At 65.3% G+C, this 23,528-nt stretch carries 20 protein-coding genes and 1 tRNA gene; 12 read left to right on the top strand and 9 right to left on the bottom strand.

Annotated elements, in window-relative coordinates; genetic code table 11:
• Positions 1 to 5 precede the first annotated feature (5 nt).
• The 9 genes from IRI77_RS04950 (at position 6) to IRI77_RS04910 (ending at position 8,713) form a co-directional block, all read left to right on the top strand.
• Positions 6 to 743 (top strand): hypothetical protein, encoded by a 738-nt coding sequence (locus IRI77_RS04950; protein WP_194450970.1) that lies wholly within the window; start codon positions 6 to 8, stop codon positions 741 to 743.
• Between the two features lie 2 nt (positions 744 to 745).
• Entirely contained in the window at positions 746 to 1,240 is a 495-nt protein-coding gene (locus IRI77_RS04945) for a hypothetical protein (RefSeq protein ID WP_194450969.1), read from the top strand.
• A 48-nt stretch (positions 1,241 to 1,288) separates the two neighbouring features.
• Positions 1,289 to 2,458: a hypothetical protein gene (locus tag IRI77_RS04940; protein ID WP_194450968.1), complete on the top strand. Its 1,170-nt coding sequence runs from the start codon at positions 1,289 to 1,291 to the stop codon at positions 2,456 to 2,458.
• Positions 2,442 to 2,828: a hypothetical protein gene (locus IRI77_RS04935; RefSeq protein WP_194450967.1), complete on the top strand. Its 387-nt coding sequence runs from the start codon at positions 2,442 to 2,444 to the stop codon at positions 2,826 to 2,828. The genes IRI77_RS04940 and IRI77_RS04935 overlap by 17 nt, the downstream gene beginning before the upstream one ends.
• 68 nt (positions 2,829 to 2,896) lie before the next feature.
• Positions 2,897 to 3,148, top strand: coding sequence for a hypothetical protein (locus IRI77_RS04930; protein ID WP_194450966.1), 252 nt, complete (start codon positions 2,897 to 2,899; stop codon positions 3,146 to 3,148).
• A complete protein-coding gene (locus tag IRI77_RS04925; protein ID WP_194450965.1) occupies positions 3,126 to 3,677 on the top strand; it encodes a hypothetical protein in 552 nt (183 codons plus the stop codon). The genes IRI77_RS04930 and IRI77_RS04925 overlap by 23 nt, the downstream gene beginning before the upstream one ends.
• A gap of 10 nt (positions 3,678 to 3,687) precedes the next feature.
• The gene (locus tag IRI77_RS04920; RefSeq protein ID WP_194450964.1) at positions 3,688 to 4,044 is read left to right on the top strand and encodes a hypothetical protein; all 357 of its coding nucleotides are present in this window, start codon (positions 3,688 to 3,690) and stop codon (positions 4,042 to 4,044) included.
• Between the two features lies 1 nt (position 4,045).
• The gene (locus IRI77_RS04915) at positions 4,046 to 4,798 is read left to right on the top strand and encodes a hypothetical protein (RefSeq protein ID WP_194450963.1); all 753 of its coding nucleotides are present in this window, start codon (positions 4,046 to 4,048) and stop codon (positions 4,796 to 4,798) included.
• A gap of 3 nt (positions 4,799 to 4,801) precedes the next feature.
• Complete coding sequence (locus IRI77_RS04910) at positions 4,802 to 8,713, top strand: phage tail protein (RefSeq protein WP_194450962.1); 3,912 nt, start codon at positions 4,802 to 4,804, stop codon at positions 8,711 to 8,713.
• Between the two features lie 78 nt (positions 8,714 to 8,791).
• Here the strand turns inward: IRI77_RS04910 and IRI77_RS04905 are convergent, their stop codons facing one another.
• Positions 8,792 to 9,931, bottom strand: a complete 1,140-nt coding sequence (locus tag IRI77_RS04905; protein ID WP_194450961.1) for a metallophosphoesterase — start codon at positions 9,929 to 9,931, stop codon at positions 8,792 to 8,794.
• A 180-nt stretch (positions 9,932 to 10,111) separates the two neighbouring features.
• Here IRI77_RS04905 and IRI77_RS04900 point away from each other — a divergent pair, with 180 nt between their 5' ends.
• The gene (locus IRI77_RS04900) at positions 10,112 to 11,461 is read left to right on the top strand and encodes an NTP/NDP exchange transporter (protein WP_228486603.1); all 1,350 of its coding nucleotides are present in this window, start codon (positions 10,112 to 10,114) and stop codon (positions 11,459 to 11,461) included.
• A 73-nt stretch (positions 11,462 to 11,534) separates the two neighbouring features.
• Here IRI77_RS04900 and IRI77_RS04895 read toward each other — a convergent pair.
• Positions 11,535 to 11,611: transfer RNA gene (locus IRI77_RS04895), tRNA-His, on the bottom strand.
• Between the two features lie 23 nt (positions 11,612 to 11,634).
• A complete protein-coding gene (locus IRI77_RS04890; protein ID WP_194450959.1) occupies positions 11,635 to 13,083 on the bottom strand; it encodes a menaquinone biosynthesis decarboxylase in 1,449 nt (482 codons plus the stop codon).
• A 59-nt stretch (positions 13,084 to 13,142) separates the two neighbouring features.
• On the opposite strand from IRI77_RS04890, the gene fabG reads away from it, so the two are divergent.
• Entirely contained in the window at positions 13,143 to 13,877 is a 735-nt protein-coding gene (gene fabG, locus IRI77_RS04885; RefSeq protein WP_194450958.1) for a 3-oxoacyl-[acyl-carrier-protein] reductase, read from the top strand.
• A gap of 124 nt (positions 13,878 to 14,001) precedes the next feature.
• Here fabG and IRI77_RS04880 read toward each other — a convergent pair whose 3' ends face one another.
• The 5 genes from IRI77_RS04880 to IRI77_RS04860 form a co-directional block, all read right to left on the bottom strand.
• Positions 14,002 to 14,505 (bottom strand): transposase, encoded by a 504-nt coding sequence (locus tag IRI77_RS04880; RefSeq protein WP_194450957.1) that lies wholly within the window; start codon positions 14,503 to 14,505, stop codon positions 14,002 to 14,004.
• Between the two features lie 87 nt (positions 14,506 to 14,592).
• Positions 14,593 to 15,576, bottom strand: coding sequence for an electron transfer flavoprotein subunit alpha (locus IRI77_RS04875; protein ID WP_194450956.1), 984 nt, complete (start codon positions 15,574 to 15,576; stop codon positions 14,593 to 14,595).
• An 11-nt stretch (positions 15,577 to 15,587) separates the two neighbouring features.
• The gene (locus IRI77_RS04870; RefSeq protein ID WP_194450955.1) at positions 15,588 to 16,388 is read right to left on the bottom strand and encodes an electron transfer flavoprotein subunit beta; all 801 of its coding nucleotides are present in this window, start codon (positions 16,386 to 16,388) and stop codon (positions 15,588 to 15,590) included.
• 24 nt (positions 16,389 to 16,412) lie between these two features.
• Positions 16,413 to 18,188 carry a 4Fe-4S binding protein gene (locus IRI77_RS04865; RefSeq protein ID WP_194450954.1) on the bottom strand — a complete coding sequence of 592 codons (1,776 nt, stop codon included), beginning with the start codon at positions 18,186 to 18,188 and terminating at the stop codon, positions 16,413 to 16,415.
• A gap of 27 nt (positions 18,189 to 18,215) precedes the next feature.
• Positions 18,216 to 20,435 (bottom strand): acyl-CoA dehydrogenase family protein, encoded by a 2,220-nt coding sequence (locus tag IRI77_RS04860; RefSeq protein WP_194450953.1) that lies wholly within the window; start codon positions 20,433 to 20,435, stop codon positions 18,216 to 18,218.
• A gap of 289 nt (positions 20,436 to 20,724) precedes the next feature.
• Between IRI77_RS04860 and IRI77_RS04855 the strand changes: the two genes are divergently transcribed.
• Entirely contained in the window at positions 20,725 to 20,961 is a 237-nt protein-coding gene (locus tag IRI77_RS04855; protein WP_194450952.1) for a hypothetical protein, read from the top strand.
• Here the strand turns inward: IRI77_RS04855 and IRI77_RS04850 are convergent.
• Entirely contained in the window at positions 20,958 to 23,525 is a 2,568-nt protein-coding gene (locus IRI77_RS04850) for a serine/threonine-protein kinase (protein ID WP_194450951.1), read from the bottom strand. The two genes, IRI77_RS04855 and IRI77_RS04850, sit on opposite strands and share 4 nt — an antisense overlap.
• Positions 23,526 to 23,528: the final 3 nt, after the last annotated feature.

The raw sequence follows: 23,528 nt of genomic DNA, 5'->3' as shown, positions 1-23,528 counted from the left end.
GTGTCATGGCATTGCTGGTAGACGGCGATTTGAGCCGCCTGGACGATCTGAAGGCGCAGGATGCGGGCGTACTCGACGTGGCGAACGGCGAGGGCCTTGATCCGCGGGCCAAGTTGGATCTGGCGGCCGGAGAGATTCAGGAAGAGGTGGAGGCGTTTCTGGACTGGGAGGAGACGGGTCGCGTGGACCAGGTGGTGGCCAGTGTCAGCCTGAAGCGCTGGCACGTGTTGAAGACCCTCGAGGCCGTCTACCGCGATGCCTATTTCAGCCAGTTGAACGACCGGTACGGGCAGAAGTGGCGGCACTTCGAGGCGCTGGCGGAGGAGCAGCGGCGGCGGTATTTCGAGAGCGGGGTGCAGATGGCGGCGCAACCGGTGCGGCGGCCCTCGCGGGTGTCGGCGGAGATTGGCGAAGGGGTGACCGGCGCGGCGACCTATTGGGTGCAGGCGACGTTGCTGGATGCGGAGAGGCGCGAGAGTGCGGCCAGCGCGGCTGTGGCCGTGAGTTCGCCCGTGCCGCATTCGCTGCTGGTTTCGGTGCTGTTCCCGGAAGAGAATGCCACGCACTGGAATTTGTATGCGGGGGCGGATGAAGCGTCAGTTGGGTTGCAGAATGCCGAGCCGTTGCCGGTGGGCGAGACATGGATGTTGCCGGCGAGCGGATTGGTTTCGGGCCGGCCTCCCGGTAACGGCCAGACGGCGGATTTCCGGGTCGTCCGGAGCGGACTGCTGAGGAGGGGCTGACGATGACGTTCCCAACGATGGAGGCGGTGTCGCGCCTGCGGGGTTTGCTGGCGGGCGAGTGGGGGCTGGGCCCGAGCATGACGGCCCTGCAGGGCTACTACGGGCTGGGCCCGGAGGTGGTGGAGGGTGTGGGCGTGGGGGTGACGCGGGCTCCGGCGGAGTTGCAGGAGAAGGCGGGGTCGACGAGGTATCCGGTGATCCAGACGTACTGCGACCAGATCGAGAACAAGCGGAGCGAGCAGTTCCGGGTGTTCTCGGGGCGGATGCGGGTGGTGACCGAGGTACGGGTGTCGTCGGACCGGTTGGAGGGCACCGGCGAGAAGCTGCACTTCTATGTAGATGCGGTACGGGATGTGTTGGAGCGGAATGCCGGGTGCCTGGGGGAGGGCGTGTTTCTGGAGCCCGGGTATGAGGTGGGCTTCGATGCGGTGAAGAAGGGCGGATTGAATTTCATGCAGGTGGGGCGGGTTGTTTGCTGGCTGGGGGTGAGCCGGTAGGACGGGGTGGGTGGTGATTTGGTTGGAATTTGAAAGGGCGATGAAGAGATGGCTTGCTATATCAGTTCGAATAACAACCGCCTGTATGCGGCGCTGGAGAGTGGCTTTGGCGTGGTGGCGGGCGTAACGGCGGCCGAACGGTTCACGGCGATGAGCCTGGCGGCGCGACAGGAGACGGAGACTCCGCGGCGGAAGGACAAGACGGGGTCGCGGACGATTCAGGGGATCCAGGGTGGACTGCGGCGGCGGACGCCATTCGACCTGCGGACCTATGTGTATGGGCGCGGATCGGGTAGCGAGGCTCCCCGTTATGGGGCCTTGCTGCAGGCGGCGTTGGGCGCGGCTCCGGTGGCTTCGATGGAGCTGGGGGTGAGCGCGATCAACGGGACTGTGATCACTTTCGCGCAGGCGCATGGGCTGCAGCCGGGGTCCGCTGTTGTGATCGGGAGCGAGTTGCGGTTTGTTTGCGGCGTGACGGATGCGTTGAACGTGGTGGTGAATGCTCCGTTTACTGAGGGGCAGGCCGCAGGGGCGGTGGCCGGGGGTTCGATTGTCTATGCGCCGGCGGTGGACTTGCCTACGGTGAGTGTCCACGACTACTGGACTCCGGGTACGGCGGTGCAGCGGATTCTGCGTGGTGCGGCTGTGGATGAGATGGAGATCCGGGTGAATGGGGATTTCCATGAGATCCGGTTCTCGGGCGAGGCCGCGGATGTGATCGACAGCACCAGTTTCCAGAGCGGCGAGGGCGGGCTGACGCAGTTCCCGGTGGAGCCGGCGCTGCAGGGCTTGAGCGAGATGCCGGTGCCGGGTCATCTGGGCCAGGTGTGGATTGGGAATGGCGCGAACCGGTTGTTCACGCTGAGCGATGCGCGGGTGGTGGTGAAGAACAACATGGAGTTCCGGACGCGCGACTTCGGGACGCTGGCGCCGCGATGCCTGGTGTCGGGACAGCGTGAGGTGACGGTGGATCTCGAGATGTACGGGCAGGACCAGCCGGTGTTTGAGGAGATCTACCAGGCGGCGCGGCAGAGGAGCCCGATCCCGCTGATGCTGCAACTGGGTGAGCAGGCAGGGGCGCTGTGCGGGGTGTTCCTGCCGAGCTTCGTGCCGGCGGTGCCGGAGTTCGATAGCGAGGACTCGCGGATGCGGTGGCGGCTGAAGGGGTCGCAGGCAATGGGCAGCGGGGAGGACGAGATCTATGTCGCGTTTGGATGAGCGTGTGGAGTGGACGAGCGGCGAAATGGTGGATTCGCGGGTGATGCCGGGGGTCCACTTCGCCGTCGCAAAGATTTCGCTGGCGCGGCGGGCGGAGATCAGCAGGCGGATGCGCGAACTGATGAACGAGTTGGAGTTTCGCGCGGCGGGCGAGGGCCTGGCGGACCGGCTGGCGGCGACGGAGTTGGAGGCGCGGATCGATCGCGTGTACATCGAGTGGGGGCTGCTGGAGGTGACGGGGCTGGCGATCGATGGGGCGGCAGCTACGGTGGAGTCTTTGGTGGAGAAGGGTCCGGAGGCGCTGTGCCGGGAGATCGCGGGGTGCGTGCGGCAGCAGTGCCACTTGACCGGAGAAGAAAGAAAAAACTGATCCTCGCCTTCCATTACCATCTTGCGAATGCGGCCGGGTGGAGGTGCGGGGAGTGCAGGCGGCAGGGTTTGGAGAAGCGGCGGCGGTGTGCCTGGATGGGGCACGAGCCGGGGTCGAAGATCGTGTGGGCGCACGGAGATGTCGTGCGGTTTGCGTGTCCGAAGCCGGAGATCACAGCGGAGAGCCTGGCGTGGCTCGAGCTGTATCCGGTGTGGCAGGCGCGGAAGGAAGCGGTGGAGTGGGCGCGGGACGTGGAAGCCATGATCCTGCTGGACCGGGAATGGGAGAAGGCGCGAGATGAGCAACAACACAGGAAGTGACTTGTCGGAGGTTTTGCGGCGGGTGGTGGAGGAGGTGGCGGTGCCGGTGTCGTCCGATTTGGACGGGCCGGCACTGATGCGGCAGATGGAGGAGACGATGGCGACGGGCGGGTCGCCGCTCTCTTCCTCGCTGCTGTCCTCAATGGTTTCGAGCAGCCTGGCCCCAGTTGTTTCGAAGAGCAGTAGTGGCGGGGCGGCGAGTTGGGTGTCGTGGGTGAATCCGCTGGTGGGCGGGCTGATGAGCCTGTTCGACGGAGGCTCGGACGACACGCAGGCGGCGTTGGCTCCGTTTGTGATGCCGGCGAAGCAGAAGTATGACGTTGCGTTTTCGGAGAATGGCGGAGATCTGATGATGCCGCTGGACCGGGGCGAGGACGGGCGGGTGCGGAGTGCGGGGGCGAATGTGGTGGTGCAGGTGGAGGCGATGGACAGCCGGTCGTTTGTGGACCGGGCTCCGGAGATCGCGCAGGCGGTGAAGCGGGCGCTGCTGGAGTCCCAGGGGTTGAGCGGAGTGATGCAGGAGTTCTAGGAGAAAGACGATGCCGGAGTTTCCAGGTTTGAAGACGGGGGCGGTGGCGCAGTATCCGCTGGGACGGGGGCTCCGGACGGGGACGACCGTAGTGGAGTTCCTGGATGGGGGCGAGCAGCGGTTTGCGTCCCAGCGGATAAGGCGCCGGTGGGTGGTGCGGATGGAGCAGTTGGACGAGGGCGAGGCGCTGCGCGTGGCGGCCTTTGCGGAGCAGTACCTGAACACGTTGGAGCCGTTCCGATTTACGGATCCGTGGAATGGGGCGGTGTCGGAGAGATGCGTCCTGGAGGGAGACGAGGCCGCGGTGAGGGCGGTGTCGCGGATGGAATGCGGGGTCGCGCTGGTGGTGACCGAGGAGGTGGGTTGAGATGTTGGTCTATCCATTTTTGACGACGGGCGCGGTGGCGCAGTATCCGATGGTACGGACGGCGCGCAGGAAGAGAGTGGAGACGGTGAGTCCGGGCGGGCATGTGTCGCGGATGTTGGCGGGCGGCCCGGCGGAGGTGACCTGGCGATTGGAATATGCCGAGTTGTCGGACAGCGAAGCGGGTGCGATTGAAGCGCTGTATGCGGCGGCTCGGGGCGGGTTGATGGCGTTCACATTTGTGGATCCGCTGGCGAATCTGCTGGCGGCGAGCGAGGACCTGACCACTGGCGGGTGGAACAGGGACGCGCTGCTGAATGTGAGCGTCACGGCGCCGGGCGAGTTCGCCTTGTCGAACGGCAGCCTGGCGGCGCAAGGGGTGCAGCAGGGTGTGGCGATGCCGGCGGGCGCCCCCTGCTGCCTCAGCGCGGAAGTGAAGGGAGCGGGTGTGACGTTGTCGCTGGGTGGCGTGTCGCGGCATTTCGCTGCGGCGAGCGGTTGGCGGCGGATTTGGGTGAGCGGATTCGGGATTGGCGAAGGGACCGCCGCGCGATTGGACGTGGACGGCGGGGGCCAGGCGATGGTGCGCGGCCTGCAGTTGGAAGCGCAGGCCGCGCCGTCGCCTTATAAGCCAACGTACGGCCCGGGCGGCGTGTATCCACAAACAAGATTCGCGACGGATGGTTTGGAGGTTTCGGCGACGGGTCCGAACCGGAATGCGGTGATCGTGATTTTGAAGAGCAAGGTGGCGGAGTGAACCATGGGGACGATTCATAGCAGGAAGAGGCAGGAGGTGCTGGACACTCCGCTGCTGGTGTTCGATTGCACGCTGGCCGAAGGGCGCGTGGAGCGGTGGGCGACGCACCGGGTGACGGTGGGGGGCGAGGAGTATGCCCCGCGGCTGCTGCGGCATGGTGGATTCGATCTGCGGCTGGCGGGGGACGACGCGATTGACGCGGGGTCGCGGTTCTGGCTGGAGCTGTCGAATGTGGACGGCGTGGTGTCGCAGATCGACCGGAGTGTTGGCTGGAAGGGCGCACGGCTGAAGGTGCGGTTCGGGTTCTTCGACATTGAAGCGGGTGCGCCGGTGTCGGAGTTGACGGGTGTGTTTCTGGGTAGCGCCAATCCGGTGGACGAGCTGACCGAGACGGCGGCGCGGCTGAGCTTTACGAACCGGCTGAGCCTGCAGCGGCTGGCGGTGCCGACGCTGCGGATTCAGGCGCGCTGCCCGTGGCGGTTTCCCTCCAGTGAAGAGGAGCGGACGGAGGCGGCGGGTGGCGAGGGCTACTCGCCGTTCTTCCATTGCGGGTACTCGGCTGGGGTCGAGGGTGGTGTTGGGAATCTGGAGAATGGCGCGGCGTTCACGGGGTGCAACCGGACGCGGGGGGATTGCGCGGCTCGGGGGATGTTCTCGAAAGATGCGGCGGGCAACGCTACGGCGCGGTTTGGCGGGTTTGCGTTTATCCCTCCGAGTATTGCGGTGCGGCCGCATGGAGAGCAGACGAAGGTCGCCGATGCGGTGGACGGGCGGGCTCGGGCGAACGACGCGGTGCCGGTTATGTATGGGACGGGGTGGCTGGCGGCTCCGGTGATCTTCGCGCGGAGTGATGGGAATCTGACACACGCCGAGGTGCTGGTGGGGTCGGGTCCGTTGGAGGGTGTCCTGAAGGTGGTGGCGAATGGAGTCGAGCTGCCGTTGGGCCAGGCGGGCCAGGACATGACGGGGACGGGCTGGTACAACGTATTGAGCCTGGGCGAGCGGAATGGCGGCTTCAACCTGAGCTTCGCGGATGCGCAGGGTCAGGCGTTGGGCGATCCGCATGGGGGTATGGCGTGTCTCGAAGTAGTGTTGCCGAACTCACTGTTGAAGACGGGGGCACTGCCCAAGGTGGATGTACTGGTGAATGGGCTGAAGCTGCGGCGGTATGACGCCGAGGGCGCGGCGCTGGATGTGGTGTTCACGAAGAATCCGGCGTGGGTGCTGCTGGATCTGCTGCGGCGCAGCGGGTGGACGAAGAGCGAACTGAACCTGAAGAGCTTCGCGGCGACGGCGGCGTATTGCGATGAGTTTGTGACGGCGCGGACTCCGGAAGGAGCGGAGGTGCAGGTGCCGCGGTTTGAGACGAATCTGTTGCTGACGCAGCGGCGGAGTCTGAACGATGTCATTGGCGGGCTGCGGATGGCGTCGGCGCTGATGATCACGGTGGACGAAGGCGGGCAGGTGCAGGTGTCGCCGGAGACGACCATGGCGCGGCAGCAGGGGGTCCAGAGCGAGGTGACGAATTCGGTTGCGCCGCTGGCGGGCGGGTGGCCGGCTTACGAGTTTGGCGATGGGCTGAACGGGTTCTCGGGCATTGCCCGGGATGGGCGGGGCCGGTCGACGTTCCGGATCACGCGGAAGGGGCAGAGCGAGAGCCCGAACCGGCTGAGTGTCGAGTTCCAGGATGAGTTCAATCAGTATCAGCAGGACAGCCTGTCGCTGGTGGACTTTGAAGATGCGGCGGCGTCGGGGTGCGAAGTGGCGGCTCCGTTTGGGGCGATGGGGCTGCCGCACTTCGACCAGGCGGCTCGGGTGATGCGGCTGCAGATCTCGAAGAACATCCAGGGGAATCATTATGTGGAGTTCGAGACGAGTGTGCAGGCGATTGGGCTGCGGCCGGGCGACCTGATTGCGCTGTCGCATGCGAAGGAGGGACTGGATCGGGCAGTGTACCGGGTGCTGCGGCTGACGCCCTCGGTGAACTTCGAGCGGGTGAGGATTGCGGCGCAGCGGCACGAGGATGAATGGTATGCGCTGGCGGGCGGAGATCCACAGGATGCGCAGGGTCGAGGGAACGAGCCGCAGGGTGGCTTGGGGACGCCACGGCCGTTGTGCGGGACGGTGGTGCGGGCGGATGGCGGGCAGGACTTCGGCGTGATGGAGAGCGAAGAGGGAGTGGGCGCCTTCGTGGAGTTGACGGCGAAGTTCAGCCCGCCGCGGCGGCCAGCGTTGACGGGGCTAGCGGCTCCGGTGGTGGGGTTGGCGGCCGCGCTACACGCGGGCGGCGGGACCCTGGCCTCGGGTGCAACGTACTACTACGCGGTGAGCGCGGTGAACGAACACGGGGATGAATCGGGGTTGTCGTTTGTGGTGCGGGCTACCGTGCCGGCGGGCGCTGCGACGTACTCGGTGGAGTTGACGGGGTTGCGGTTTGCCGCGGGGAGTGAGCGGATGCGAGTGTACCGGGGGACGAAGCCGGGGGTCCTGGATTTGATCGCGGAGGAGGCGGCGGCGAACGGGTCGTTTGTGGATACGGGACTGGCGGCGCAGGCTAGCGCGGCTCCGGATGGGAACTATGACCATGCGCGGTTCCAGTGGCGGTTTGAGCTGGGTCCGGAGGTGGCGGCGACGACTTACGGGGCTCGGGTGATCGGGCATGACGGGTTGGGGTTGGAAGGGGACCTATGGGCGGGTTGTGTTGTGCGGATTACTCGGGGGCGTGGGGCTGGGCAGGAGCGGACGATCGCCGGGCATACCGCTGAGGTGCTGACGCTGACCGAGGATTGGGTGGTGGTTCCCGACGGGACCAGTTTCTTCACGATTGTGGAATCAGGGTGGAAGCCGATCGGGATTACGCAGACGGACTCGATCGATTTCCTGGTTCCGAACCTGGCAGGACAGTGGGTGCAGGTGACGGGGGTCGCCGTCAATGCGTTGGGTGTGGAGAGCGCCTTGCGCGAGGCGATTGTCACGCGGTTTGAGGTGGGCGGCTCGGCGGAAGGTGGGGATCCGGATGTGCCGGGACTGGCCACGTTTGGGTTGTCGGCGGATGGTCGCGGCGAGTTTGAGGTGGGGGGGATCGGGTTTGAGAGCCTGGAGAATACGCACGGCATCCAGGCTGGGACTTTGCGGGTTCACTATTGGGATGAACTGGCGAGCCCGAGTCTGCTGGCCCTGGCCGGGGATGTGGCGGAGGACGCGGTGACGGTGTCGTTCAACAGGCCGGCGGATGTGGAGGTGGGCACACTGCTGCAGGTGGGCGATGAGTTGATGCGGGTGTTGACTGTGGCCGGGGACCGGATGTCCTGTGAAGTGGAACGGGGGTGCTTCGAGTCTGGCGTGGCCGGTCGAATGGCAGGGGAGAGTGTCTATCCGCTGACGCAGAGGGCCGTGGTGCTGCCCTTCCCCATTGGGTTCTTCGGGAGTGCGATTGCGGCCGGGTACTCGCAACGGGTGGCCTTGCCGAACACGCGGATCGCGGCGGCGGAGTTGTATTTCACGAACTCGCGCGGGGACGGGCCGGCAGCGGGGCTGTCGTTCGCGGGTTTGATCGCGGGTGGACTGCGGACGATGTCGGGCGGGCAGTACACGATGCAGTATGAGGGGGTTCCGGCGGTGATGACCTCGGTGGCGCCTCCGCTGGTGGTGGATGGGCGGACGGCCGTGCGGGATGTCACCGCGAGAATGGGCATCGCTCCGATCGGGGAGCCGGTGGTGGCTCGCGTGCTGGTGAATGGCTCGATCTATTGCGAGTTGACGGTGGCGGCCGGGAGCCGGAGATCGAACGTGGTGGACGGGTGGGGCCGGGCTCCGCTGGGTGAGGGGGATGAGTTGAGAGTGGATGTTGTTTCGGTGGGTCGGAATGGAGGGAGTGATCCGGGACGGGATTTGACCGTGACGGTACGGGTGTGAGGTGGGGTGATGGATGGTGGTGCGGAGGTAGTGCGTCGTGCCCGCTCACTAACATGCGCGGCTCAATTCCGGGTTGGGTTAGGGTTTGCGGACTAGGATCGGCAGGGGGATTTCGTGGCCTTCGGGGTCCTTGATTTGCATGGGATAGGGGGAGATTGGGGTGATGCGCATCTCGTCTCCCTCGATTTCCACGCTGAGGAAGTGGACGGTATCGGCCCAGGCCGCGATGCCGGAGGCTTTCATGCGGTTGCGGACATCGCCGGCTCGGAGTTCCCCGCCCGCTCCCGAGAGGATCATGATCGCCTTGCCCATTTCGGGGTGGGGCGTGGCGAGTTGGAAGTTGTGTTCGTGCCCGCAGAAGTAGGCCGCCACGCGATTGTCGCGGAAGAGGTTCATGAACGGCAGCAGGTCGTTGTAGGAGGCCGGGTGATTGGGGCCGGCGGTGAAGGGCGGGTGGTGGCCGTAGGCGATCTTCCAGGGCGCGGAGGAAGCCGCCAGGGTCTTCTTCAACCATTGGTATTGGACTGAGCGGACGTCAAAGCCCGGCACAGGCCAGTTGGGCGCGACGCTGCGGGTGGTATCGAGGGCGAAGAAATCGGCCAGGCCGGGTACGGAAAAGGTGTAGTAACGCGCCGGGACATTGCCGGGGAAGAAGAAGTTGTCGAGGTAGACGGGCAGGTCGCGGGTCGATTCCGATTCGTTGCCGTCGTGGTTGCCGAGGCTGGGGTAGAAGGGGATGCTCTCGATCAGCGGCTTATACGGAAGGAAGAAACGGCTCTCCCAATGCGCGTCGTCGTTGCCGGTGCCGCGGCGCGTCGGCACGCCGAACATTTTTCGGGCGTAGATGTTGTCGCCGTTGGTGATGACGAACCGAACGTGCTTGCCGGCAGCGTCCAGGCGCTGGTATTCGCGCCACATCACTTTGGCTACTTCCAACTGATTCAGGTCGCCGGTGCCGTAGTCGCCGATGACGAAGAAATTCAGGACGGTGGCCCGCTCGGGCAGGGTGCGAACCATGCCGCCGCCGATGCGTTTGCCATTGATGAGGACCTCGTAGGGGTAGGCGGTGTCCGGAGTCAGTCCGCCCACCTCTTCCCAGTTGCGTCCGGTGACCGCGTGGTCGCCGTTGAGCCGCAATACGGCGTTACCCATCGGCTTGGAGCCCCGGCCTATGGTGTTGCGGCCGCCACCTTCGGTGGTCCCCCAGGCGATGAGCACGCTACGTGATTGGGTAGGTCCGACATACACGAATTGGGGAGCCGCCGGTGCCGTTGCCGAGAGGATAATGGACCAGACGGTAATGTTTAGAAGTCTGCTTGCGCAATCACCCATCCATTCCAGTGTGAACGAAAACGGGGGCCCAGCGGACAGAGGCGAAGATCGGCGAGAATGACGGAGATGAGTACGGCGGTAATCCCGGCGGTACGCCGGTCCTGGGTGGACCGGTTGATGGCGCTGGCGACAGAGGTACGGGCCGGCGAAGGCGCCGCGGCGCTGCTGCTGGCGCTGAACGTATTCCTGTTGCTGGGCTCCTACTACCTGTTGAAAACGGTGCGCGAGGCGCTGATTCTCAGCGAAAGCGGCGCGGAGGTAAAAAGCTACGCTTCCGCCGGCCAGGCGCTGCTGCTGCTGTTTGTGATTCCCGCCTATGGCGCGCTGGCGTCGCGGATGAACCGCATCAAGCTTATCACCTGGACTTCGCTGTTTTTCGCCGGCAACCTGGTGCTGTTCTACCTGGCTGGTCAGGCCGGAATTCGCGAGGGCGTGGTTTTCTACCTCTGGCTGGGCATCTACAACAATTTCGTGATTGCCCAGTTCTGGGCGTTTGCCAATGACATTTACACAGAGGACCAGGGCAAGCGGCTGTTCCCGGTGATCGGGATTGGAAGTTCGCTGGGCGCGTGGCTGGGCGCGGAGGCGGCGAAGTACTCGATCGGGATCTTCGGCCCGTACCCGACCATGCTGGTGGTGGCCGTGGTGCTGGTGCTGTGCGTGCTGATGACGCGGGTCAGCAACAACTGGGCGGTGAGCGGCAGCGCGGCGCAACAGCGATCGGCGGCCAAGCCGCTGAGCTCCGACGGGGGCTTCGAGCTGATTTTCCACGACCGCTATCTGCTGCTAATCGCGACGCTGGTGCTGCTGCTGAACATCGTCAACAGCACGGGTGAATTCCTGCTGGGCAAACTGGTGACGGCCGAGGCGATCAAGCACGTGGGAGCCGGTGCGGCGCTGGCGGCCGCTCGCGGCAAGTACATCGGGCAGTTCTATGGCGAGTTTTTCGGAGCAGTGAACCTATTGGGCCTGTTGATGCAAGTCTTCCTGGCCTCGCGGGTGCTGAAGTACCTGGGCGTGCGCGGGGCGCTGTTCATCCTGCCCATCATCGCGTTTGGGGCGTACGGCCTGCTGCTGGTCTACCCGGCGCTCGCCGTTGTGCGCATGGTCAAGATCCTGGAGAACAGTACGGACTATTCGATTCAGAGCACGACCAAACAGGCGCTGTTCCTGTTGACCAGCCGCGAGGCGAAGTACAAAGCGAAGACGGCCATCGACACGTTTGTCGTGCGCATGGGCGACATGCTGCAGGCCGCGCTGGTGTTCACGGGTACGAAGTTCGCGCTAGGGCTGCAGAGCTTCGCGGCGGTGACGATGGTGATGACTGTGTTGTGGCTGACGGTGGCGGGCCTGATCTTCAAGGAACATCTGGCGCTGGAAGCACGGCAGCGGAAGATTCACGGGCCATCCGTTTAGGGGACGTTGGAAGGCTGCCAGGTTGTGAAGGGATTCCGCCGGTTTGGTGGAAAGGTGGGGTCTGAAGGGCTTTTGGGGCGGGTGATGGGATTCGAACCCATGACATCCAGAACCACAATCTGGCGCTACTACCAACTGAGCTACACCCGCCGCAATACCCCTTTATCTTACCATCAAAGGCCGGCTTTCTTCCATAGGTCGCTTACACGTTGGACGACGGCCGGATCCATCTTGATCACATCGGGCCAGCGGCGGGTGAAGCCCTCCTGCGGCCATTTGCGGGTGGCGTCGATGCCCATCTTGGAGCCGAAGTCGGGCAGGCGGCTGGCGTGGTCGAGCGAATCGACAGGTCCCAGGGCAAATTCGATGTCGCGTTGAGGATCGATGTTGTTCAGCGCGCGCCAGGCGACTTCGCTGTAGTTCTGGACGTCCACATCCTCGTCGACCACCACGATCACCTTGGAAAACATGGCCTGGCCCAGACCCCAGATGGAGTGCATCACCTTGCGCGCGTGGCCTGGGTAAGACTTCCGGATCGAGATCAGCATGAGGTTGTGAAACACGCCCTCGGGCGGCATCGACATGTCTCGTACCTCAGGCAATTGCAGGCGCATCAGGGGCAGGAAGACGCGTTCGATCGCCTTGCCCATGAAGAAGTCCTCCATCGGGGGCGGACCGACGATGGTGGTCGGATAGATGGGGTCCTTGCGATGGGTCATGCATTCGACGTGGAAGACCGGGTAGGGGTCCTCCAGCGAATAGAAGCCGGTGTGATCGCCGAAGGGGCCCTCGGTGCGGGTTTCGCCCAGCTCGACGTAGCCTTCGAGGACAAACTCGGCGTTGGCGGGCACTTCCAGGTCGTTGGTCTCGCAGCGCACCATTTCGACGGGCTTGTTGCGCAGGAAGCCGGCGATCATCATTTCGTCGAGGTCGGGCGGCAGGGGCAGGATGGCGGAGTACATGGTGGCCGGATCGGCTCCGATGGCCACGGAGACCGGCATTCGCTTTGTCTTCCCCTCGCGCAGGAGGCGGCGGTAGTGTTCGGCGCCCTGTTTGTGAATCTGCCAATGCATGCCGGTGGTGCGGTCATCGTAGACCTGCATGCGGTACATGCCGCAGTTGCGCTTGCCGGTCTCCGGGTTGCGGGAGAAGACCATGGGCAGCGTGATGAACGGTCCGCCGTCCTGGGGCCAGCAGTGCAGGACGGGCAGTTCCTTCAGCGAGAAGTTGTCCTTGCGAATCACCTGTTTGCAGGGACCACGATCGACCATCTTGGGGAAGAAGTTCGCCATGTCCGCGAGCTTGGGCAGCATCTTCAGTTTGTTGATGAGGCCCTGCGGCATGCGCATTTCCAGCATCTCGGAGATGCGGCCGGCGATGTCGTCCAGCGAGTCGCACTCCAGCGCCAGGCGCATGCGCTTGTGGCTGGCGAACGCGTTGATGAGGACCGGAGCCGAGTAGCCTTTGGGCTTCTCAAACAGGAGGGCGGGCCCGCCTGTCTTGACGGCGCGATCAGCAAACTCAGTGATCTCCAGATAGGGATCGACCTCGAATGGGATGCGTTTGAGCTCTCCCGCCTTTTCCAGTGTGCGAACGAATTCGCGCAAATCCGCGTAAGCCATGTATGAATGAAACCTTCGTTCTACTATGATGAATCTTTTCGGAGCTTTGAGGCACTCTTATGTCATCCCGTATTGCATTTGTCACAGGCGCTAGCCGCGGTATCGGCCGCGCCTGCGCTTTGAGCCTGGCCTCGGCCGGGCACAAGGTCGTTCTGGCCGCTCGTGATGTTCAAAAGCTGGAAGCAGTGAAGGAGGAGATCCAGGCCGCTGGCGGATCGGCGTCGGTCGTCTCGCTCGACCTGGCGTCGGAAGATTCGATCAAGGCGGCGTTCGCGCAGGCCGTGCAGGAGGCCGGACCCATCACGATCCTCGTCAACAACGCGGGAATCACGAAGGACGGGCTCGCCATGCGCATGAAGCGGGCCGACTGGGATGCCGTGCTGCACACGAACCTGACAGGCGGATTCCTGTGCATCCAGGCCGTGATGCAGGGAATGTTGAAGGAACGCTGGGGGCGGATCATCAACATCGCGTCGGTGGTGGGGGAATCGGGCAACGCCGGACAGGCGAATTATGTGGCGTCGAAGGCGGGGCTGATCGGGTTGACCAAGTCGCTCGCCATCGAACTGGGCAGCCGGAACGTGACGGTGAATGCCGTGACTCCGGGGTTCATTGCTACCGACATGACTGCTGTTTTAAGTGATGAAGTAAAGCAGAAGCTTTTGGCGTCTATCCCGTTGAAACGGCTTGGGTCGGCGGAGGATGTGGCGGCGGCAGTGAAATTCCTGGCGAGTGAGGAGGCCGGGTATATTACGGGGTCGGTTTTGAAGGTGAACGGCGGGATGTATATGTAGGGGGGCGGCGCGGAGCCGCCCTAAACGGAGCCGCGATCGTCAGAGAGCGGATAGTTTCACGCAAACTCCCAAGTTCCTTCGTGGGACTTCGAAGTACTTCGCGGGTTCCGCCGCTCTCCTGCGCTCACGCCTCTGTTTCCTCGTCTGCCCGATAGACCGACATCGGGGCACCTTGCTCCTCCACCACGTACTGAATGGCGGCAACCACTTCCAGAGGCTTCCACAGCCAACGCGTGCTGCCGTGGCGGGCCCAGCGCTTGCGGTCCGGTTCGTCCGGGTCCAGAGCATTCAGACGCCTGCTGGAGTAGCCCTTGATGTCTCTCATGACCCGCTCCGGCGGCGCCTCCGCACGGATGACGAGGTGGACGTGGGTTGTGCGGACTTGGGCGGCGAGCAAAGTCCAACCTCGGTAGGCGCACACTTCACGCGTCGTCGCCAGGATTGCTTCCCGCCGCGTTGCGTCCAGTAAGTAGGCTGGCTGCTCCATGCGCGCCGCGTCGGCGGAATGACGTAGGGCGTTGGCCAGGAGGACCGGTGTGCCGGGTTTGTTATGGTTGCGGTCGACCGAGCCGCTGGCGCTGCCGTGGAGATGGCATCCATAGCAGGCGAAGGTGATCAGGTAGGTCACGGTTCGCGCTGTTTAGTTAGTTTTAGGGCTGGGAGCCGATTGCGTCGATATCCGCTCGCTTACGCTCACGGCTCCGTTTACGGGCAGCTACAGCAACTTGGCCAGCTCGCGCATCACTTCAAACGCGTCGGCGACATACAGGACATCGGCTTTGCCTCTTGCCCAGCCGCAGGCAGCGTCCAAGTTGATCGCCCGGCGCTCGTTGATGAAGCGCCAGCCCACTACGTGCGGTTCCTCGCCGTGGCAGCAGGTCGACAGGCCCTTGCGATGGCGGGGGGTCGAGCCGGTCTGGCCTACCTGATGGAGATGCGTCAGGAACGGCAGCACCGCCTGGCCTTCTCCGGAGAGATCCACCAGCGACTTCGACGAGCCTAAGGACGTCTTGTTGTGCTGGACGAAGTTCAGGATCAGGCTACCCGCTTCGTCGGTATGCGTCTGGCCGTCCTTCTGCTTCTTGGTCCAGCCCGCTCCGGCCACAAAGAGAAGTTGCGCGTCGGGACGGATCGTCTGCTGGTCGGCGTTGGGCGACTGGTAGCCGATGACTTCGGTTCGGGTCTCCACCGCGCAGGGCAGCACTTCGGCGGCGGCTCCGGGTTGGGCGGCACAGGGGTCGGCGGCTCCGGGCTCGATCAGGACGAACCACGGACGGGCCGTGCGGCTCTGGGTGGCTTCCATGCGCTGTCGGTAGTACCAGCGGTGGATCGAGAGATCCGGGTCGACCGCGACGACGTGGGTGTCGCAGGCTCCGTTGAGGCGGGCGGCCACGCCGGGCAGGGCGCGCTGGAAGCGCAGGGTGCACGGGGCGAGGATCACCGTGGCTCCGCTGGCCGTGGCGAGGGCCTGGGCCGCGACTGCGTCGGTGGCGTAGCGGGAGACCGCCACGGCATCGCCTTCGATGGCGCGTACACTGAGGGCGCCCGCGGAAACGGACTGGGCAGCGGCCGCGGCATTCGCGCCGAGGACAGCCAGATGATACGTACCGAGCGTTTGGGCGACGGCCAGGGTCTCCAGGGCCGCTTTGGGCAGAGCGCCTTCGTCGGTGGTGTGAAGTAGGACGAGAATGGGTTCCATGGGCGCGCTCCTTATTGCTTGATCCAGTCGGCGAGTTCCTGGGCGATCTGGGCGGCCGGAACATCCTTCACGATCTTCGTCTGGCGGGTGACGGCGGGCAGGGCGACCGAGGCGTAGCTGAGGGTCGACGTCAAAGCCGCGGCCTTGGCCTTCTGCAGGGCGGGCATCATGGCGCGCATGTTGGCCATGCCGGTCTGGGGGTGGTTGGAGGGCTCGGGCAGATTGCCGGTGGCCCAGGCCAGGACGGCCGGCGGCGCGGCGCACTTCGACACCTGGTGGCGTCCGCCTTCCACACGTTCCTTGATGATCAGCGCGCCGGATTCGTCGACCTTCAGTTCGTCGACGGCCAGGAACTGCTCAGTGATGCCGAGCTTCTCGCCCACCATCTGCATGACGACGCCGGCTCCGCGGGTGGCCGATTCCCAGCCGCCGAAGAGCAGCATCTGGGACTTGTCGAGGCCGGGGATGGCCGCAATGGCGTCGGCCAGGGCGGTGGCAACGGAAGCGGAATCAGTGAAGCCGCCGCCGGGTCCATCCAGCGGGACGAGTTCAAAGGGCAGCTTCTGCGCGACGGTCATCATTACCTGCTGCAGCTTGGCTTTGGGGGCGATGCTCACGACTTTGATGACGGAGCCGGGCACGTTCTTCGCCAGGTTGGCGGCTTCATAGAGCGCGTGGCCGGCCCAGGGATCGAAAACCGCGGGCAGCATCAACTCGTTCTTCAGGCCCGGGCCCGCCGGTGTGGTGACCGGTTCCAGGGTTTGTAGCGGATCGGGCGCGAGCCCTCCGCAAACGATGATTTGGTATGGCATAAGTAACTCGCTTGGGCGCGGGGCTCAGTTCTCCGCGCTGTGCAGGCCTCCGGGGGCGGCACAGAACTCGATGTTTTCCAGGGGACAGTTCCAGAGGCAGGCGCCGCAGTGGACGCACTTCTCGTGGTCGAAGGCGGGCACGCCGGAGCCCGGGTGGATCGCTTCGCCGGAGCAGATCTCGATGCAGATCTTGTCGTGGCAGGCGATGCAGACATCCGGCTCCAGGAACACGACGTGGTCGGGCGTATCGGACGGGGCCTGGACCTTCCCGCCCATCAGCAGGGCGTCCTGGTGGGAGACCAGCAACTGGCCGTCAAACTGGATGGGCGGCCAGCCGGCGGCGTCCATCAGGGCGTCGTGCAGCGGCTTGCCGTCGCGGGCGCAGCGCTCGCGGATCTTCTCGATCTGGGAGTGCGACACACGGCCGACATAGAAGTCTTCCAACCGCGCCGCTTTCTTGTCCTCCACCGGACGAGGCACGTAGACGCGGCCCTTGGTGAGGCCGGCCAGCCCCATGCCGATGAAGCCGGTGAGGACTCCGCGCTGGAAGCCGTTGCGGGCCCTCTCGGCGATGATCGATTCCTCTTCGAGCCACGAACGGCGGCGGCGCGCTTCGTAGCGGGTCTTCAGATTCTCCTGGGAGAACGGCAGGCCGGCGCGGTAGATCTCCAGCACAGCCTCGGCTAGTTGAGTGCCGGTGAGCCAGGCTTCGTCGACGCCGGAGCCGGTGAGCACGTTGGTCGAGCCGGAGCCTTCGCCGATGCGGGCATAGCCGTCGCCGCACAGATGCGGTTCGCCGCGGCGTCCGCTCTCCAGCAAGGACTTGGCGCCCCAACTGCGCATGCGTCCGCCTTCGAGATGCTGCCAGAGGTAGGGGTGCTGGACGAAGTGCTGCAGGTAGCGGTAGGCCGTGCGGGCCGGGGTTTCGAGCCACGACGGGACGAAGATGCCAACCGAGGCGACGCGGCCCGGATGGACGTAGAAGAAGCCGAAGATCTCGGGTTCGGGATAGCCGATGGTGTGGAAGACCGTGCCTTCGGGCAGCGTGCAGGACTCAGGCAGCTCGACGACCATCTTCATGCCGACGGCCCACTCGTCGCGGGCGTGGCCGGCGGGCATACCCATGACTTCGTCGAGACGGCGGCCGACCGGACCGACGGGGCCGTCGCCGACCACCGTGAGCTCGGCGCGCACTTCCGTCCCATCGCCGGCCAGGACGACGCCGGCGACCTTGTCGTTCTCGATGAGCGCTTCCGACACGGGCGTGGACGGCCAGATCTGCGCCAGGCCGGACATCATCACCTGCTGGCCGGTCCATTGATTGAACTGGCCCAGGGAGAGGATGAAGCCGTCGCGCTTGTGGAGGAAGTCCGGGCAGTAGGGCAGCTCCCAACCGCTCTGCTTCACGCCGAAGGCCTGCAGCACCTTGTCGGCCAGTTGCATCAGTGCCGGGCGGCGGCTGGCGCCGACGGGGTCGAGCAGGTAGACGAGCTTCTCGTCGCTGACCCGCGTGGCCATCGGGATCTCTTCCAGCGGCAGTTCGGGAAAGGTCGCGCGGATGGCGCGGCCCCGGGTGACGACGCCGGAGACTCCGAAGGCGATGTCGTCGGCGCGCTCATAGCAGAGGACCTGCGGCGGCAGGCCGGGCATGGCTCGGGACTCGAGGGCCTGGCCGGATTCTTCCTGCAGGCCGCGCGTGAGCGTGGTGAGGAAGCCCGCTGTCGCCGGACCGTAGCCGACACACACGATATCGGCGTCAAGCGGTTTGACTTCGGGCTCGTCGCTGGGCAGAGGATTCATGCGAGTTCCTTTCCGCGGCGGCGCGGTTTAGAGCGGGTAGTCCAGGGCGGCCGGAATCATCACCTTCTGGAGGGACTCTCCGGCGCGGTCCTTGGCGAGCATGGCTCCGGCCAGGCACCCGTCGAGCTTGTTGCGCAGGCGCGTGAAGTCGTTCAGGCCGCTGGCGTGGACGCAGGGGCCCGCCTTCCGGGAGTGCGTGCCGTCGTCGTTCCTGACATCCACCACGAAGCCGGAGGAGCCGGGGATGATGCTTTCGATCTGCTGCAGCTCTTCCTCGCGGAAGCAGTTGTTGCAGTCCTCAGGGCGGGTCCAGGAGGGGTGCAGCATGTAGCCGTAGACGAGCTCCGTGCAGATGCGGGCGACTTCGCCGGCGGCGCGGGCCGTCTGAATGTGGCAGAGATCAGTGAGGAACTGAATGGTGCCTTCGGCGCCGTCCTGCAACTGGTCAGCATTCTTGCGCAGGTTCTCGACGTCGAGGATCTGGCAGCGGGAAGAGACCAGCCAGCAGAGCGCGTCGGCCATGGGGAACGTGACGCCCTGGCGGGTGCCCTGGTAGAGGCGCTGGCCGGAGGCGTCCTTGCCGTGCTGCAGGTAGTCGAGCGTCCAGGCCCAGAGGTTCATGGCGGAGGCGAGCGTGCAGGCTCCGGTGCCCGGGGCCTGGGCGGCGACCTTGCGCATCTCCTGGGTCCACTGGCGGAACTGGGCGAGGAAGACCTCGCTGGTCATGGTGACGGAGAGCTGGCGGCGCTGGACGGCCTCGGGGCCTTCGTAGGTCGCTTCGAGCTGCGTGTCCATCCATTTGTAGCCGAGGAAGCCGGGGCAGTCTTCCGTAATGCCGTAGCCGCCCATCAGGCTGACCGCTTCGCGCATGACGCGCGAGCCGTTGCCGGTGTTCCAGAGCTTGGTGGCCGGGCACAGGACGCTGGCTTCGGCGTCGACGATCATGAACTGGACCACGGGGTCGGCCGCGAGTTCAGCGTAGCGGGCCGACTGGCGGGCCAGCTCGCCCTTGCCGTTGAGTTCAATGAACTCCAGGGCGTCGGGGATCCGCTTGCGCAGGGCCTTCAAGGCGGTGGTGCCGCCGCCGATGCCCTGCTCCGCGAAGACCTTGTCCTTGGCCTTCTCGACGGGGTCGATGGCATCGAAGATGCGCGCCGTGGCAAAGCCCAGGGAGGAGCCGGCCTCGCCGGTGGCCCAGACGTCCAGCAGGCGATGGGTGACGTCTTCCTTCTGCTGCAGGCCGAGTTCGTAACGGGGGGAGCCGGGGGCGACAGCGCCGGAGCCGCGGAAACGGTCGCGGTGGTAGCGGATGAGCGGCTCGATCGCTGACAGGAGCTTGGCCGAGGTCATCAGGCCGACGCCAACGCGCGTGCGGCGGAAGACGGCCTCAATGACGTTGCCGTGGTCGTAGGTCGGGATCACCGTGCCGTCGACGACCTTGTAGCCGCCGATGATACGGTTGGCCGGGACCTTCAACTGGAAGACGGGGTCTGCCGTCGAGGAGAGCTGGTGGACCAGCTTGCGGGTGGGCGTGCCGCGATCGAAGATGCCGGGGTCGTCTTCGTGCAGGATCACCATCATGGTGCCCTTCAGGCGTGGGTCGTCGGATTCCACCGCCGCCGTGACGAAGTTGGCGAAGCCCATGTTGGTGATGAAACGGCCGCGCTTGGAGACTTCGAGGATAGGTTCCCCGCCCTCAGGCCACTCGGCAATGCGGACTTTTCCGCACAGGATGCCGGTCTCGACGCCGACGTAGGGGATAGGCTCAGTGAGGGCGAAGGCGGCGCGCTTGGGCGGACGGCCGGGCTGGGGCGCGGCGATGCTCATGTAGTACGCCTGCTGCTCGGGCGTACCCTTTTCGTGAATGGGGGCCAAGCCGAGGTGGGTAGCGAGGGAGGCGGTAGCGGCGCCGCCGTCGACCCAGGCCAGTTCGAAGGCAATGAGGGAGAGGGCGAGGTTCTTGGGCCCTTCGATGTAGCCGCCCTCGTGCGGTTCCATGAACGCGGCCGTGATGCCGGCGTTGTCGAACTCCAGCAGGAGGCTGTTCTTCTCGGGTGTCCAGTCGTGGGTGAGGCGGCCGCCCTGGGCGACGAGGCGGGCGACGGGTCCGCGCGCGACGCCACGTACGCTTTGCACCAGCATTTGCAGGTCGAAGCGGTCCTGGAAGCGCCACAGGATCTGCCGGACGTCATCCCCAGGCAGTGTTTTCAGAAACTCGGCGGAACTGAGAGTACTTGTGGCCGGCATCGATTCTCCTTCTCCCCTGTCGCTGTGCAATTCGAGGTCCAAGACCACGAAGTGGGCGACATCGCGCAATTTCAGTGTTTCAGACCAGACAGTCCATTTTACCTGCGGGATAACGCGCAGTCCAGTAGGGTTAGAATCTGCACCTCGGGGTAAAGTGCGCGGAGGGGAATCTGCACCTATTTGAGGACTGTCTGGGCAGCACAAACGCGGGGAGAAGAATTTGCGTACTCATCGCAGCGGATTGCTTATATACTCGTCAGGATTAGTTTGGTCCTGAAGGAGTTCCCACTTGCCGCCCTCAAGAAAAAACGCCTCCGCCGCCGCCGCGCCTACCACGCCGGTCGATACGCACAGTACGATTCTGGACGCGATCCGCATCCTGCTGGACGCTTCCGCCAAAACGACTTCCGATCCCGCGGGGGCCAGGGCGTCGGTCGGGGCGGCTTTGCGGCTGCTGGTACCGATTGTCGCGCCCGAGTCGCAGGGGCCGGACGACGGCGGCGGCACCCGGCTGCCGGGCCGTTAATGCGCCGCAGTAGATTGGGAGGCCCGGATGGCCGACTGGAACTCCGGGTCCTTCCATAGCTTGGCCAGGTCGGGATCGTTCCGCAGATCACTCAAGGCGGAAGCATCGACAGCCTGGGTGCGGACCGTGTCGATGGCGTGTTTGCGATCGCCCAGCATCTCATAGGCCAGCGCGATCCGCGCCATGTATGGCCTGCGGGCGGTTTCCGGGATCGCCTGAATCTCGGCCAGGGCTTTCTTCTGATCGCCCAGCTTGGCGTGGTACTCCGCCAGATTGGCGTGGATGTTGTTATCCGCCGGCGTGATGCGCTGGGCCTTCTCGGCCAGCTCGATCGCGCGTTGAAAGGCCGCCTGCGCCTTCGACTCGCTGCCGGGAACCCACCGGTAAACCGTACCCAGATTCCCCCACGTCGTGTAGATGCTGTTGTCGATATCGAGGGAAGACTCCAGGGCCGACGCCGCCTCGCTGAACCGCCGCTGATAGTAATAGGCGATGCCCAGCATGTTGTAGCCGCGGGTGCTGGAGCCGGTGGCCAGCGTCTTCTGGATCAGGCTGGAGGCTTCGGCATATTGGCCCAGCCGCATATGGACTCCGGCCAGGTTGCGGATCAGCAGCTCGTTGTCGGGCGTGAGCTTCAGCGCGCTGAGGTAAGCGGACTTGGCCTCGGCGTAGCGCCCGCGCTGGTAATAGAAGATGCCCAGCAGCATGCGGCCCTCCCAGTCAGTGGGGCGGCGTTTCACGGCTTCCTGGAAGGCGGCTTCGGCTTCGGAGTAGCGCCCGGCGGCGGAGTAGTCGAGGCCCAGCATGCGGTAAGCCTCGGCATTGCCGGGCGAGATCTCCAACGCCTTGAGATGTTCGCGAATGGCGTCGTCGACGCGGCCGCTGTCGCTATAGATTTCGCCCAGCTTCACGCGCGCGACCACCAGGGTGGGATTGAGCTGCACGGCCTTCTCGCCACTCTCCAGGGCCCGGTCGGCCCAATGGCGGTCGTTGGTCATCTTGGCCTTCCACCAATAGGCTTCGGCCAGGGCGGCATGGGCCAGGGCGTAATTGGGATCCTGTTTGACGGCGTCCTGCAAGCTCGCCAGGGCCCGATCGACATTGCCCTGCAGGTCGTAGCGGGCCAGGTAGCCGCGGCCTCGCAGGTATTGGGCGTAGGCGGCCGGAGCGCCGGTCTCGCCCGCCTTCACGGCTCCGTTGGCGTCGGCCGACAAACGTAGTTCCAGCAGGTCGACGACGGAGGTGACGGCGCCATCGCGCAGGGCCAGCAGATTGCCGGAGTCCAGGGTGATGGTGCGCGAAGCCACCTGGCGCAGGGTCTGGGCGTTGATGAGGTTGAGGATGCACTGCACCCGGGCGCCGGTCTGCTGGGCGCTGCCGGAGATCACCAGATTTGCGCCATAGGCTTTACGAGCCGCTTCGGCGCTGGTGATCTTGCGGGCCCTCACCTCGCTGGCGGGCACCACGGTCAACTTCCCTTGAAACTGCTCGAGTTGGCTTAGTTTGGCCGTGATGGTCTCGGTGAGGCCATCGGTGACGGCGCGCAGCGGCTCTTCCGGTCCGATGACCGACAGCGGCAGCACGACCACTTCCTTCTGTTCCGGCAGGTCCGCACCGGGCTGGCGCAGCCGCCAATGCGCGCCCGCGGCGATGGCCAGTACGACCGCCAGGGCCAGCCAGATGCGCGCCCGGTTCGGAGGTGCGGCCAGGACCGGCCGGGTGCGGTCCAGCGTGACGGTGGGGTGCGCGCTGGAAAGTCCGGCCTGGATCTGGCGCAAGCGCTCGCCCAGTTCGGCGGCGGACTGGAAGCGCTGGCCCGGAGCCTTGGCCAGGCACTTCAACACGAGTTCGTCGAGCGCGGCCGGGAGGCCTGGCCGCAAAGCGGAAGGCGGCTTGGGCGTCTCGTGGACGATGGCGTAGAGGGTGGTGAGTTCCGTGTCGCGGCGGAAGGGCAGTTCGCCGGTCAGCAGTTCGTACAGCACGACGCCGAGGGACCACAGGTCGGTGCGGTGGTCGACGGCCCCGCCTTCGGCCTGCTCCGGCGACATATACGCGGGCGTGCCGACGAAGCCGCCAGTGCGGGTGAGACGGCTGGCGTCGGCGCGCAGGGCCAGGCCGAAGTCGAGGATGCAGGGCTGGCCGTAGAGTCCCTCGACGACGTTGGCGCTCTTGATGTCGCGGTGGATGACGCCCTGGCTGTGGGCGGCGTCCAAACCGCTGGCGACCTGGGCGGCGATCTCGATGGCACGCTCGACGGGAATGGGTCCCTGCTTGAGGAGGGATCGCAGCGAAGGACCCTCCACCAGGGCCATGACGAAGAACAGGCGGCCGTTCTCTTCATCCACCTCATAGATGGGGCAGATGTTGGGATGGTGGACCTGCGCGGCGGACTGGGCTTCGCGGAGGAAGCGCTCGCGGTCGGCCGCCGTGACGGAGTCGCCGGGCAGCACCTTGAGGGCAACCGTGCGCTGCAGGCGCGTGTCCTCGGCCCGGTAGACGACACCCATGCCGCCTTCACCCAGCTTGCCGGTGATGCGGTAGTGAGAGATGGTGGTGCCGATCATAGT

Origin of the sequence: Paludibaculum fermentans, assembly GCF_015277775.1 — a bacterium.
In the GTDB taxonomy this organism is placed as follows: Bacteria; Acidobacteriota; Terriglobia; order Bryobacterales; family Bryobacteraceae; genus Paludibaculum; species Paludibaculum fermentans.
This window is presented reverse-complemented; position numbering and strand designations above follow the sequence as displayed.